The sequence below is a fragment of the Sodalis sp. (in: enterobacteria) genome (genome assembly GCF_047607725.1).
In the GTDB taxonomy this organism is placed as follows: Bacteria; Pseudomonadota; Gammaproteobacteria; order Enterobacterales; family Enterobacteriaceae; genus JBLKSS01.
In genome coordinates this window covers 1,000-14,536 of sequence record NZ_JBLKSS010000035.1, presented here as the reverse complement: position 1 = coordinate 14,536, position 13,537 = coordinate 1,000, and the positions used below count along the sequence as shown (strand labels likewise).

The window sequence follows — 13,537 nt, the reverse complement described above, 5'->3', positions numbered from 1 at the left end:
TCAAACCGGGATGGAAATAAAAGTTATTAAAATCAATACAATGTGAAAATGCAATGAGCATAAGCGTGTAACGTAGGTTTACTGTCTCATACAACAAACCCACCAATAATTCAAGACGTCCTCCACGGGGCGCTTACTTTTGGATAGTGTCTTATTATATTTAGATAAGACCTTTTGCTAATCGATACATATTCAGGTAAATGCCCCACTTTAGTTACAGGGATATTCATCGCCCATGCGTAAGCTTCACGGGTATCCTGAAAACGTCCTTTAGAGGGTAAATATCGTGGTGATTCTGGAATGAATTTTCTCCATGCTAATAAAATAGCAGGAAGACAACCAATAATTAAAAGTCCTCTCCAACCAAGCGGTTCAGCCAGATAACGAGTTGCGAATGATCCAAGAAATAGGCCCAATGGTACAAATGCTGAAGTCGGACCAGTAAGTAGCCCTCTTTTTTTAAAAGGTACAAATTCCTGAACATAAGGCACAGAAATCACATTAAGCCCACCAACGACTATACCTACACAAACTCGCATGATTGACAAAAAGAGTCAATTATTTTCAGGCGTTAGTGCAGCCAGTCCGGTAAATATTACAAGTAATAAAATACATGAGAAAAATGATTTCTTACGGCCATATTTATCAGCAAGCCACCCCCAAAAAATTGCGCCGATGACAGTTCCAAGTCCTGCCCCAGCGAGGATTAAACCTGACTGTATTGTGCTTAATGACCACCGTTGATCTTGCATAAGCAGGGTAATGACAAAACCGACTAGAAATAAATCAAAAAATTCGAGAATATTTCCAATAGTAAGCATACATATAAGGGATTTTTGATTTTTTGTTAGGGGAGCTGAATCCAGTTGTTGTATAGCAGTGATACCTACTTTTACTGATTGCATACTTGCTCCTTTTGTATCCGCAAAAGAGTATTCCTAGCGGTATAAGACCCTATATTTCTAATCTATTAGCAGTTCATACCTGATAGCTAATCTATGTAAAATTATATCCATTATAAAGCAAGTCATTTTTTTCCCATTGTTCGATTATTTCTCGTTTTTCTCTTAGATAATCATACCTATCGTAATGTTTCGCTGACACGCCTGGCCTTTTGTTATTTCGAAGTCTATCACGCATTTCCGCACTAATGCTCATATCTCCTGCCAGGGTTTTAAAGGTACGGCGAATATCTCTGGGTGTGAATTTATCAAAACCGGTTAATTTGCAGAATTTACGGAGTTGTTTACTGTACTCAGCGGACAGCAAATGCCCTTCTTTTGTATTACTCGGAAAAAGAAACATCGCGTCTGGATATTTTTTTCTCTGTCGTTCCAGAATCTCAGTGGCGCTTTTATTCAGTGGGATAATGTGGAAATCACTATTTTTTGATATGTGAGGGGGTACTGTAAGGGTTTTATTTTTCTCATCCCATTGATCGCGAGTATTGGTTATTATTTCCCACGGGCGCTGCCCAGCGCTAAAGATACACAGCAGGGTCAATTGAGCAAAGTCTGGATGAATGGGGCAGGCTGATTCGGCTACTGCGAGTAATCGTAATAGTTCGCTGAGTTCGTACCATGATAAAAAACGATCAAGAGCCTTATCTACACGTTTTTACGGTGGAATGACGTTTACCGGGTTTCGGTCAAGCCCGTAAATGGTTTTTCCGTTAATGTTGGCCGGATCGTTGTCCGCGAATAAGCCAAAATTGAATACGGCATGCAGGTTAGCTCTAACCTTATTCGCCCCTGCGTTTGCTCCACGCTCTATAAAATCTGCAAGAACACGTTTGATCTGAATAGGTATTATTTCCTTAGCGGGTATAGCAGGATCAATGTACTTACTGGTTAATACCTGGTTGAGTCTGTTTTTTGTTTTGTCATAAGAGCGATTGCACAGTTTTTTTTGAGTAGTGATGTAATCGTCAAACAATTGTTTTATAGTGGCGTGTTGAGCAATAGACTTTTCTGGCGCGCTGATATTGGCGGCGGCGGTGAGGGCTTTTGCGGTTGCTTCTGCGAGAGTTACAGTGGGATAATCTCCCAGTGAAAGGAATTTTCGAGCACCATCTTTATGGTACTTGTAAACAAAAATCTTTCTGCCGGAAGGGTAAATTTTCAGACCCAAGCGTCCTGTACCTCTGGTGGCTGATGATTGCCACACGTAATACGCTTGCTCTTTTGGTTTAATACCTTTGATCTTGCTGTCAGTGAGTAATATTCCTGCTCTTACGGGTGTCGTTATGGTGAAATACTATGTTATAAAGTGAAATCAGACAACATATAAAATTCTTTTTATTACAGTGAGTTGAAACTGAATGAAATCATCTGTTATGAGTTAAAACAAGAAGTTATCGCCCTTCCTGGCCGACTGTTGCTGTCGCTCACCGAAAACGATCCTCTAGGCCTGCGGTGGCTCACGCCTTTGGCGCCGCAGGGGCGCGGACGTTTGCCCGGTTGGCCGCAACAGGCGTTAGTGACCGCGGCCAGTCACTACGCCTTGGATCAACGTGACGATGAGTGCCGCCGCGTGGGGGGAGGAAGCGAACTGCGCCACAGCCGGCCGGAGAACTTTTTTTTTCAGACCTTACGCATGACCAAGCGGCTGCTCAAAACGCTTAAGAAAACGCCACAGTAGCCATCCGCGCTTACCGCGGCGGTGCCCAATCCGCGCGGGAGACGGTCCGGACTATGCCTCTCCGACCTCTTTTAAGCGTGGGCTTTGGCCTTAGGCGGTGAAGTACGCGGCTACCCCACGTTACACGTCGCATCACGCGATACCGCCCTCTTTGCCGGCAGTGTGCCTACGCCTGTCGGCGTTTGGGCCGCATGCCGGCCGGGCAGTATATCCACCCTTTAACCGCTATCTTGCATGAGGGTTTGCCGGCGTTAACGTAAATCGATAGCGTTATTGGTGACGTTGTCACTTTAATTTAGCATGCTTGCTGAACACACTGGAGCGCCGTTGTTAACCTAGCCGCTTCCGGCGGCAAAAAAAGAAGGTATTATTGCGCGCCCCTGTTCTCATTTCTCATGCCCGCGCTGCCAGGCGACCTCCCCCTGGATCAGCGTCTGATAAATATTGCGGTCGTCCCCGAGCATCATCAGGGCAAACAACCTTTCGTGAATGTCTTTACCGTTTTGCTGGCGTAATCGCTGCAGCGGCGTTTCCGCAGGATCCAAAATCACCATATCCGCCTCTTTGCCAACGGCGAAATTGCCGATAACATCATCTAACGCCAGCGCCTGCGCGGCGCCAAGTGTGGCGTGATAAAAGGCTTCGTACACCGACAGACAATAATGTTGCAATTGCGCCACTTTATACGCTTCAGCCAGCGTTTCCAGCGCATTAAACGTAGTTCGCGCTCCGACATCGGTACCGATACCCACCGCAACGCCGGCGTCACAGCTTTTTTGCAAGTTAAACAGCCCGCTGCCCAAAAACAGGTTAGACGTGGGACAGAACGCGATAGCCGAGCGGGTGGCCGCCAGACATTGCCACTCCTCATCCTCCAGGTGCAGGCAGTGGGCAAAGACGCTTTTATGGCCGGTCAGGCCGTAATGATGATACACATCCAGATAGCCCGCACGTTCAGGGTAAAGCTGCTTGACCCAGGCCACCTCCTGGGGATTTTCGCTGAGGTGGGTTTGCAGCCAGACATCGGGGTACTCCCGCCTCAGCGCCCCCACCGCCGACAGTAATTGCGGCAACGAGGTCGGCGCAAAGCGCGGCGTTAACGCATAGCCCAATCGACCTTTGTTATGCCAGCGCTCAATCAACCGTCGGGTATCCCTCCGCTTTGCGCCGGCGTTTCCAGCAGGGCTGCCGGGGCATGTTGGTCCATCATGACTTTCCCCGCGATAACGCGCATGTTCCGCTGAAACGCCGCGGTAAATAACGCTTCTACCGATGCCGTGTGCACCGTAGCGAATACCAGTGCGCTCGTCGTGCCGTTGCGCAATAGCTCTTGGAGAAAAAAGTCCGACATCGCGGCGGAGTGATCGGCGCAGTGGTACTGACTTTCCGTGGGGAAAGTATAATGATTTAGCCATTCCAAAAGTTGGCTACCCCAGGCACCAATCATCTCGGTTTGCGGATAATGCACATGGCAATCGATAAAGCCCGGCACAATGAGCTTGCCCGGAAAGTGGTTAAGGGGGACTGACGGCGGCAAGTGATGGCGTCCTTCTTCCCAGGTTTGTAAGGAGCGGATTTTGCCCGCGTCGATGATCATCACCCCATCTTCAATAAAGCGGGCCGCCTGTTCTAGCGCATCGGGATGACGCACGAGGTGGGTAATATCAAAAAAACTGCCGCGAAGGGCTTTTATCGAATGCATAGTTTTCGCCTGTCATAATCACCGCCGGACCGGTGGCGCGGTAGTTTCGCCATCCTTAATGCTGCGATGGAGGGCCGCGTTGCCGCGCCCGGTAAATATCAAACTTCACCCTGTGCTATCGCCATCGCGCTACCCGGCGGTAAGCCACGCAGCGCTTTACAGCATCAGCGCTGATACGAAAGCGGCGGGTCACCGCCGAGCCGATGAAGTCGAGCGTAAGAGTATCGCAAGAGGCGGGCCACGTTGGCAAAAACAAATGAACACGTATTGTCATTATTTATCAATTGGATAAAAATCCCTATTCCGTTAAGGTTAAGGTTAAGGTTAAGGTTAAGGNTRAKGWYAMKSTYRMKSTWAMSGTKAMGNNRTGAKGRMRSTMWCNCKYTWRCSGTGACKCNNYGMRRRMGGTWACCKTKTSCRKTKMMTYMKCRWRCKRTTNNYTTGTMMMKKKCAWWAKCGNWKCTANYKWYTSTAWSRKRSRWRMGSGAATNMYAGCGNAMTSKMKSWTWKGTSCRSSMWKAACMSCNGMMATGNRYKCTNTTWRKSCAMSCTNAASCSSRGMCRTRCMYTMWSTTWANSCMRGSTRAGCNGGSYYKYACNCSYAAGKYKACCSSGGYGNGCGSCTTNNNTCACGNKMAARKYKAYMRCGGMNGNGCMTTMNCNSAYGKAAWANTYRTMAMKKAGGNCATTNAMGATKGMRKATYKYCNWRYTRRGTCWYKSMASMWTGNRSANTTCSGYGSTNRAGKCNWMKKCRCCNAWGWCRKYMRKMGNGWMRWGGCMRAWKCNCCRMMGYCNNMMRTMGCKAYKTGSCNSGAAGNCSGYCGYCAMKTYKMTMKWYRCCNYSGAWGYGKWYKYCRMYKKYRKCGMCRSMRMCGATNTGTMTKCNMGSYGSYGGMGNCRKMRMCGANWTGNTSTNCSWGSTGNKSSASCAWSGCNCGWYWTNNGATGNSSKGMYGGCCNCCAAKGMSCGTKKYCYGWYGSGSSAYKRYCYSAWTNGMSCSTGSSMWGYCAGTTTGCGGCGGTTAAAAACCGATTATATCGATCTCTATCAGTTGCATGAATGGGACGGCTTGACGTCGCTGGAAGAGACGCTTTCCGCGCTGGAGCATTTGGTCAGCGCCGGTAAGGGGCGTTATGTGGGTCTGTCCAACTTTTCCGGCTGGCATATTATGAAAACGCTGGGCGTTAGCGAGCGTTTGGCGACAGTGCGTCCGGTGAGTCAGCAAATCCATTACACCCTGCAAGCGCGCGAATCGGAATATGAACTTCTGCCGATAGCACAAGATCAGGGGCTTGGCGTGCTGATATGGAGTCCTCTGGCGGGCGGCCTGCTGCCGGGAAAATATCGTCGTGATCGCAAGCCCGAAGGCACGACCCGCCAATTGGCTCAGTGGAACGAACCGCAGGTGCATGACGAGGAAGCCCTCTACCGCATCGTCGATGAGTTGGTGGAGATCGCCGACGATCGCTGCGCGTCGGCGGCGCAGGTGGCGCTGGCCTGGCTAATCAGCTCTCGCCTGGTCTCATCGGCTATCATCGGCGTGCGAAATTAGGCACAGCTGCGCGACAATTTGCAGGCGGCAGATTTGGTGCTGGGCAGCGCCGAATTTCAGCGCCTGGCGCAGGTCAGCCGGCCTCCGCTGCTTTATCCTTACTGGCATCAGGCCCAAACCGCCGCCGACAGCCTGTCGCCGGCGGATTTGTCGTTGATTGCGCCCTATCTGCGCCATCCCTGAGCAGAGAGATCTAATGGGGTACTCGTGGGTCCGCAATAACCAAAAAGGAACGCAATAATGATTATTTTTGTTACCGGCGCCACCGCCGGTTTTGGCGAAGCCATTACCCGCCTGTTTATCAAGCAGGGACACAAGGTTATCGGCACCGGTCGCCGTCAGGCGCGGCTTGAGGAATTGCACCACGCGCTGGGTGAGGCCTTTTTCCCGCTGCGCCTGGACGTGCGCGACCGAACCGCCGTAGCCGAACAGGTGGCCGGGCTGCCTGCCGAATGGCGCGAAGTGGACGTGCTGGTGAATAACGCCGGTCTGGCGCTAGGCATGGAGCCGGCGCAAAACGCCAATCTGGACGACTGGGAAACCATGATCGATACCAACAACAAGGGCCTGGTGTATATGACCCGAGCGCTGCTGCCAGGTATGGTCGAGCGGCGGCGTGGACATGTTATCAATCTCGGCTCCACCGCCGGCCGCTGGCCCTATGCCGGCGGCAATGTTTATGGCGCCACCAAGGCTTTTACCCGGCAGTTCAGCCTGAATTTGCGCACCGATCTGGTCGGCACCCGCATCAGGGTGACGGACATTGAACCGGGACTGGTGGGGGGAACGGAATTCTCGTCGGTGCGGTTCAAAGGCGATGAAGGAAAGGTGGAAAACACCTATAAAAATGCCGACCCGCTCATGCCGGACGACATCGCCGGGGCCGTGTTCTGGGTGGCGACCCTGCCCGCCCATGTCAATATCAATGTGCTGGAAATGATGCCGGTTAGCCAGTCCTTCGCGGGACTCAGCGTGCATCGCGAGAACTAAACGAAAGAGGCGGTCCCTGCGGAAGCCGCCCGCTATCGCACCGTGGCGCGGGGATCCGCGCCGGCACGGGCGCCGTGCAGCTTGAACCGCACAGGGCGGCGGCGCTCCCAAGGGGGCAAGCGCGGCAGGCCGTCGGTGGATCAGGGTGTTCCCTCTCCCCCTCCTTTCGTCAGCCGACGCCGTTGCGCCAGCCGCCAATCATGATAATCACGCCGCACAAGATCACCGCCGCACCCAGCCAATCCTGGGACAATAATTTTATTCCGTCGATGAACCTCAGCCACAGGAGCGCTGTCAATATATACACTCCCCCGTAAGCGGCATAAACGCGGCCGCGGGCGGCGGTATGCAGCATCAGCAACCCAACGAACGCCGTCAGGCTCAGCGCAGTGGGGATGAGCAGCAGCGCGCTACCGCCCTGCTTGACGTAGCAATACGGCAGATAGCAGCCGACGATTTCAGCGACGGCGGTTGCAAAATACAGCAACAGGGTTTTTGTCATTCATGCTCCGTTTGTATCAACATCAACCCGGTCGTTGATGGTTCTGAAAGGGGTTGAGATGATATTATTGATTACCGCATACATTTTCAGCGCGTTATGCCGCCACAGCTTAGAAGGAACATGGCATGAATATAATCCCGACTCAACGTTTGCTCGGCGGCCTGCTGGCATTGGGCCTGATGGCATACGCCGGCGCGGGCGTTGCCGCAAGCAATACCACCCAGCATATCGTTATCGATTCCGGCGATACCGCCCGGTCGCGGGAAGCGGCCCGGCAGAGTCAGGAACAATGGAATGCCACCCATATGCTGCGTAACAAAGTGAATACGCGTGTCGAGAAAGATTTTGATCGCTACGATCAGGTGGTGGATCTCCAGGAAAAATGCAACAGCAGCCAGAACGTCAACGCCTATTGGGAGTCCAATACCTCCCGTTGTCTGGACCGCCGCACGGGGCGTTCGCTGCTGGCCCCCTAAGCCCATGACGAATTTCCTAAAAGGCGCATCGCTGCTACGCTTAAAACGCCACTTCATTATCACATAAGGATGACAGGATGAAGAAATCAATATTGTTAACCGCCACGCTGGCCCTGCTCGTGCCTCTCGGCGCGCAGGCCGCGTGCGAAAACGTAAAAGCGGACATCACCCGGAAGATCGTCGCCAGCGGCCAGCCCAAAGACATCACCGCCAGCGTCTAGCCCGCCTCAAGGGTGCTTCCGCCCAGCACCGCCTGAATATAGGTGGATAAAAACGCGGCGATACCCATCATCGCCGCGCCGATAATCAGTCCGACGACGTTGCCGGCAATAATAATTTTGCTTTGCCACAGCGCCGCTGTTCCCGCACCAACAGCACGGCGCTGATAACAGGCAGCATGAGCAGTCCCGCGCGCCAGCGGCCCAGCTCATCGCCTTGCAACAGGGCGATAAGCAGGCAACCGACCTCCAGCGTCATATAGGCGATACCGGCCACATCCAGCGACGGCGCGTCACACCGGCTTGGCGCTGCCGGGAGATAGCGCGCCAGCAATCCCGCCGAGATAATGCCCAGCGGGACATTGACCCAAAACACCCCTGACCAATGATAATGCCGGACGATAAACGCGCCCATTAGCGGGCCGATAATGGCCGATACCGCCCAGACGCTGGAAAGATAGCCCTGCAGGCGCACACGTTCCTGCTGGTTGTAGACATCGGCGATGATCGTGGTGGCGAGCGGCACGATAGCGCTCGCCACCAGTCCCTGCAGTGCGCGAAACAAAATGAGCGCCGGCATATGGCTCGCAAAACCGCACAGTATGGAGCCGGTAAGAAACAGCCCGGTGCCGACAAAAAACACCGGTTTGCGGCCAAACATGTCCGCCAGGCGACCGTAAATCGGGATGGAGATGGCCTGTAACAGCAGATAGATGGAGAACACCCAGCTCAGCAGCGGGAAGCCCCCGATGCTTGCGATAATATCCGGCATGGCGGTGGCGACGATGGTGACTTCTACCGCCGCCATAAACATGGCCAACATACAGGCAATAAGTATCCAACCGAGCCGCAACGGCGCAGCGGTTGACGCCAGCGTCTGGTGCATAAGGTCCCTGTTGAGCGGTTTTTTTGTCCGCTGATTATAGCAGCTGGCTCTCTGAGCGGACAGCCGGGTACTTATCGGCACGGGGGTGCCGGTTTGTGCTCGCCGTTTACGCGGAGTGTTGCACCCCGAGCGCCAACGGCGACAAATCAATAAATTTGGCCAGGTCACGCTGCTCCGCCCGTGGCAAGTAAGGCAATTCACCCAACTGCGGCGCCGGCATGATGCGATTGAGCACGCTCAATACTTCGGCGTAATGCGCCAGACCCGGATTAATACAGTTGGCAATCCAGCCCAATAACGGTAAACCGTCGTTGAGGATGGCACCGGCGGTCAGTATTGCATGACTGATACAGCCCAGTTTAATGCCAATGACCAGCACCACCGGCAAACGCTCGCGGATAACCCATTCGGAATAGGGCCGATAGTCGTTCATAATCGCGCGCCAGCCGCAATTACCGTCCACGACCACCGTATCGGCCAGCGTGGAAAGGTGCCGCAGCCCGTGGCTCATGGTGTCATAATCTACCGCCTCGCCGTTAAAACAATCGGCGGCGGTCTCGGGGATCAGTAGCGGATTGATATCGCTGTAGGGGCACGCCAGCGAGGACGACGTTTGCAATATCAGGGCATCGTGATTACGCAGTCCTTCGGCGGTCATCAGGTTGCTATCGGCGATAGGTTTATAGCCTATCGTCGTATAATGGCTCGCCGCTAAATGCTGCAATAGCGCGCGCGACAACAGTCTTACCGACGGCGGTATCCGTACCGGTGACAAACATATGTTTCAGCATGGCAACTCCAGACTGTCGTAATCCATTAGAGTTAATAAAATTTCGCGGGAGAATCAGGATGAAATATACGTCATTGCGGCGAGGGGTGGCTTGCGTTAGCTCAATATTTTTGCGGTTTTACCCCTGTATCAGCTTTAGCAAAAGTGAACCATCGTAGAGGGCATCTTTTACCAACGCCACGCCGGGCATGGTGCCATGATGGCTGAAACTGGTAGCCTGGATTTGAATCCTGCGGCTGTAATCCGGCAGCGATTGCTGCTGGATACAGCGTTGCATGACCGGATACAGAATTGACGCCGCGCCGTTAAGCGGCGATCCCACCAAAATTTTTTCCGGATTGAACAGATTTACCATCATCGCCAAAATTCGCCCGACGTTCAGTCCGACGCCGGTGATGATCTCTTGTGCCACGCGGTCGCCGGCCAGCGCCGCGCTGCATAAGCGTTCCACGCTTAATGGGACGTCGTTGAGCACCGAGTCCGGCTGGCGCTTCAGGCGCTGGCGGGTATTTTCTAGTATACTTTCCATGCCGGCGACGGTTTCGAGACAACCGCGATTGCCGCAATAACAGCGCCTACCGTCGGGGTCGATTTGCGTATGGCCGATTTCCACCAGGGAGCGACTGCCGCGATGCAGCAGGCGACCACCGGTTATCACGCCGGCGCCGACATTATGATCAATGACAATCTGCACCACATCGTTGCACCCTCGTGCCGCCCCCTACAGCGCTTCGGCCATGGTCCAGGCGCAAATATCATGTTGCAGGTAGACCGGCACGCCGATATGCCTGCTGAGGACTTCCCCCAGCGGCATATCGCAAACATCGTACCACGGCATGCGGTGTATGATACCGGCCTGCGCGTCGATAATGTCGGGCACCGTGACCCGTGACCGCGATAGCCGTCAGCCGCTCCAACTGGCGCTGATGGCAGGTAAAAACCCCATCCACCACGGCAATGAGCCGTGTCAGCAGCGGCAAGGAAGCCTGCGACGGCAAGGGGACGGTGTCTTCCACCACCAATTTGCTTGACAGTTCACGCAGCGACAGCGAGATACTGCCGTGGCTGATGTGCAGCGAGAGAAAATGCCAGGCCTGCGTCTCCACCACGACGCCAATGGCCGGCCGGCCGCGTAAACCGTTTTCCTGGTATTTCGTCTCGCCCACCAAATGCGCTTCCATCAGCTCGCGCACGATTTTGGTGATACTTGCAGGCGCCAAATGGGCATATTTGGACAGCGTGATACGGGAGACGGGACCATACGTGTCAATCAACGATACACCGCACCCACATTCGCCTGCTTAATTTGATCAATATGCCCGGGTTGACCAATGCCAATCACTGATCCGCTCCCGCTATTTTTCACGCTATAAAATAATAAGATTGGGGGTATGGTGAAACTTTTACGTTTAGCCGTCAACTATTTGATTGGAAATGTGATTTACCGCACATATTTGTTGCGGGCACCGGCACGGCTAGCGCCCGCAAAGGAATTACGGTCCGCCATAATTACTGCCCCTGCAGCATTAAATGTATCATGCGCTGTGCCGAGGCCTGCCGCCGCCAGGCCGACGATGGTCATCGCCTCGCCAACCTCTTGGGTAATATAGGGGTCGATATCATAGCGTTTGAGCAGCAAGAGGATTTCATCATACAGCGCGGTGCCGACCTTGCGGTCAAAAAAGACGAACTGCTCGTCCGCCAGCTGGCGCCCCGTGATGCTTTCGCCCGCCACGCTGGCAAGAGGGTGATCTTGATGTACCACCGCGATGAAGGGTTCGCGCAGCAGCAATTGATAGTCCAACGCATCCGGTAGCGGCGTGTTGCGCATGATACCGATATCCAGCTTGCCGGTCAGTAAGGGTTCAATCTGCTGTTTGGTATTGGTATCCACCATTTGGATATGCACATCGGGATGCTGTTGACGAAACGCCAACAGGCTGGCGGAAATGGATATGATAAAGGGCGCGGAAGCGGTAAAGCCGATGGTAATCTCGCCTAATTCCCCGCGATGCACCCGCGCAGCCCGGTCCGCAGCCTGATTGACCTGGGCAATGATTTACCACGCCTGTTCCAGAAATTGTCGACCGGCCGGCGTCAGCCTGACGTTGCGGTTATTGTGCTCCAGAAGCAGCGCCCCTACCTGCTGCTCCAGGATCTGGATCTGCTGGCTTAACAGCGGCTGGGAGATATGAAGCTTCTCCGCGGCGCGGCCGAAATGCAGCGTCTCGGCCACCGCGATAAAATACCGTAAATGCCTAAGCTCAATATTCATATTTTTAAAATATCAATTATGATTATTAATATATTAGACAAAAAAATTGCCGTTTTCTATTCTTATTAAACGATTCAGCTAATCAGCGGCCGCCGCCGTTGATGCTTACCTTCCATGATGTTGGCATTAAGGATTTATCGTGAACACCCTTTCGCGCACCACGGCCTCATCGCCGGACGCGCCGGCGACGCATATCGCCCAGCCTGTAACTGCTCCGTCCCGCTCGCTGTACATCAAACGCGGTACCCCGCAATTCATACAGCTTACCCTGGCACTGTTTTTCGCCGGTCTGGCTACCTTCGTCCTGCTCTATTGCGTCCAGCCTATTTTGCCGGTACTGTCGGCGGATTTTGGCGTTTCTCCCGCCGCCAGCAGCCTTTCCCTCTCGGTATCCACCGGTACGATGGCGCTGGGTTTGCTGTTTACCGGTCCATTGTCGGACGCGGTGGGCCGTAAATCGGTTATAGTGGTGTCTTTGATATTGGCCGCCAGTTTTACCCTACTCAGCGCGTTCATGACCAGCTGGCAGGCTATTCTCCTGACGCGGGCCTGTATCGGCCTGTCGCTCAGCGTCGTCGTCGCGGTGGCGATGACCTACCTCAGCGAAGAGATTCATCCCAGCGGGGTTGCCTTTTCCATGGGGCTGTATATCAGCGRCAACTCCATCGGCGGCATGAGCGGCCGGTTGCTGAGCGGCGTTATGACCGATTTGTTCTCCTGGCGTATTGCGGTGGGCTGTATTGGTTTGATGGCGCTGCTGGCCGCGCTGATGTTCTGGCGTATATTGCCCGCGTCGCGTCATTTCCGCCCAACCTCGTTGAAACCCCGCAATTTGGCAATCAATTTCCGCCTGCATTGGCGTGATAAGGGCCTGCCGCTGCTGTTCATCGAAGGGTTTTTGCTCATGGGCTCGTTCGTCACGTTGTTTAACTATATCGGCTATCGGTTGCTCTCGCCGCCGTGGCTGCTCAGCCAGGCGGTGGTGGGCTTACTGTCGGTAGTCTATTTGACCGGTTCCTGGAGTTCCCCTAAAGCCGGCGCGCTTACCGCACGCTATGGCCGCGGGCCGGTTATGATGGTGGCCATTTTGATCATGGTGGTTGGCCTGCTGCTGACATTGTTGGCGCCGCTGCGGCAATTTTTGTCGGCATGATGTTGTTTGCCTGCGGTTTTTTTGCCGCCCACTCCGTCGCCAGCGACTGAATTGGCCGCCATGCGCGTCGCGCCAAAGGTCAGGCCTCCTCCCTGTATTTGTTCTGTTACTATCTCGGCTCCAGTACCGCCGGTACCCTCGGAGGGTTCTTTTGGCACGGCTGCTGGTTCCGGTCACGCCCGATCACTGATTCCGATTCTGTCCGATCGCTCATCTTCTATTCCGCCATACTCTGGAGACTTTTAGCTTCCGGGRGTATGGCATGGCACGTAAAAAGAAGAACRCGATAACAGAAATSTGCATCTATATCAATGTATTACGCATGAAATTTGAGCARCGTCGCTCGAATCG

7 protein-coding genes and 9 pseudogenes (1 of these 16 cut by a window edge) are annotated in these 13,537 nt (G+C 53.8%); 7 read left to right on the top strand and 9 right to left on the bottom strand.

From position 1 onward, the window contains the following. Positions 1-110: 110 nt before the first annotated feature. From ACMX3H_RS04255 to ACMX3H_RS04245, 3 genes and pseudogenes are all read right to left on the bottom strand, one after another. A pseudogene (locus ACMX3H_RS04255) lies at positions 111-821 on the bottom strand (MFS transporter). A 175-nt stretch (positions 822-996) separates the two neighbouring features. Then, a pseudogene (locus ACMX3H_RS04250) lies at positions 997-1,554 on the bottom strand (site-specific integrase); the annotation flags it as partial. 63 nt (positions 1,555-1,617) lie between these two features. After that, positions 1,618-2,223: an integrase arm-type DNA-binding domain-containing protein gene (locus ACMX3H_RS04245; RefSeq protein ID WP_415209928.1), complete on the bottom strand. Its 606-nt coding sequence runs from the start codon at positions 2,221-2,223 to the stop codon at positions 1,618-1,620. Between the two features lie 87 nt (positions 2,224-2,310). On the opposite strand from ACMX3H_RS04245, the gene ACMX3H_RS04240 reads away from it, so the two are divergent. Next, on the top strand, positions 2,311-2,640 hold the full coding sequence (locus tag ACMX3H_RS04240; protein WP_415209927.1) for a hypothetical protein: 330 nt from the start codon (positions 2,311-2,313) through the stop codon (positions 2,638-2,640). A gap of 386 nt (positions 2,641-3,026) precedes the next feature. Here the strand turns inward: ACMX3H_RS04240 and guaD are convergent. Beyond that, positions 3,027-4,342, bottom strand: a pseudogene (gene guaD / locus ACMX3H_RS04235) (guanine deaminase). A 1,014-nt stretch (positions 4,343-5,356) separates the two neighbouring features. Between guaD and ACMX3H_RS04230 the strand changes: the two are divergent. Genes ACMX3H_RS04230 through ydfG form a run of 3 tightly spaced genes read left to right on the top strand, consistent with a single transcriptional unit; the run spans position 5,357 to position 6,886 of the window. Then, positions 5,357-5,896, top strand: coding sequence for an aldo/keto reductase (locus ACMX3H_RS04230; protein WP_415209926.1), 540 nt, complete (start codon positions 5,357-5,359; stop codon positions 5,894-5,896). 33 nt (positions 5,897-5,929) lie between these two features. Beyond that, positions 5,930-6,079, top strand: coding sequence for a hypothetical protein (locus tag ACMX3H_RS04225; protein ID WP_415209925.1), 150 nt, complete (start codon positions 5,930-5,932; stop codon positions 6,077-6,079). A gap of 57 nt (positions 6,080-6,136) precedes the next feature. Beyond that, positions 6,137-6,886: a bifunctional NADP-dependent 3-hydroxy acid dehydrogenase/3-hydroxypropionate dehydrogenase YdfG gene (ydfG, locus tag ACMX3H_RS04220; RefSeq protein ID WP_415209924.1), complete on the top strand. Its 750-nt coding sequence runs from the start codon at positions 6,137-6,139 to the stop codon at positions 6,884-6,886. Between the two features lie 169 nt (positions 6,887-7,055). Here ydfG and ACMX3H_RS04215 read toward each other — a convergent pair whose 3' ends face one another. Next, positions 7,056-7,388, bottom strand: coding sequence for a YnfA family protein (locus tag ACMX3H_RS04215; protein ID WP_415209923.1), 333 nt, complete (start codon positions 7,386-7,388; stop codon positions 7,056-7,058). Between the two features lie 125 nt (positions 7,389-7,513). Here ACMX3H_RS04215 and ACMX3H_RS04210 point away from each other — a divergent pair, with 125 nt between their 5' ends. Beyond that, on the top strand, positions 7,514-7,864 hold the full coding sequence (locus ACMX3H_RS04210; protein WP_415209922.1) for a DUF1283 family protein: 351 nt from the start codon (positions 7,514-7,516) through the stop codon (positions 7,862-7,864). Between the two features lie 121 nt (positions 7,865-7,985). Here the strand turns inward: ACMX3H_RS04210 and ACMX3H_RS04205 are convergent. From ACMX3H_RS04205 to ACMX3H_RS04190, 4 pseudogenes are all read right to left on the bottom strand, one after another. Next, positions 7,986-8,968, bottom strand: a pseudogene (locus tag ACMX3H_RS04205) (MFS transporter); the annotation flags it as partial. Between the two features lie 106 nt (positions 8,969-9,074). Further along, a pseudogene (gene bioD, locus ACMX3H_RS04200) lies at positions 9,075-9,759 on the bottom strand (dethiobiotin synthase). 117 nt (positions 9,760-9,876) lie between these two features. After that, positions 9,877-11,100: pseudogene (locus ACMX3H_RS04195) on the bottom strand (ROK family protein). 198 nt (positions 11,101-11,298) lie between these two features. Beyond that, a pseudogene (locus ACMX3H_RS04190) lies at positions 11,299-12,033 on the bottom strand (LysR substrate-binding domain-containing protein); the annotation flags it as partial. Between the two features lie 193 nt (positions 12,034-12,226). Here ACMX3H_RS04190 and ACMX3H_RS04185 point away from each other — a divergent pair. Together ACMX3H_RS04185 and istA are read left to right on the top strand one after the other, a co-directional pair. Then, positions 12,227-13,476, top strand: a pseudogene (locus tag ACMX3H_RS04185) (MFS transporter). After that, a pseudogene (gene istA / locus ACMX3H_RS04180) lies at positions 13,449-13,537 on the top strand (IS21 family transposase); its annotated part runs 878 nt beyond the window's last position; the annotation flags it as partial. The pseudogenes ACMX3H_RS04185 and istA, both read left to right, overlap by 28 nt.

Bases quoted from the DNA above. Each gene is read 5' to 3' on its own strand.
- ACMX3H_RS04215 (WP_415209923.1), bottom strand. From the start codon at position 7,388: ATGACAAAAACCCTGTTGCTGTATTTTGCAACCGCCGTCGCTGAAATC.
- ACMX3H_RS04210 (WP_415209922.1), top strand. From the start codon at position 7,514: ATGAATATAATCCCGACTCAACGTTTGCTCGGCGGCCTGCTGGCATTG.
- ydfG (WP_415209924.1), top strand. From the start codon at position 6,137: ATGATTATTTTTGTTACCGGCGCCACCGCCGGTTTTGGCGAAGCCATT.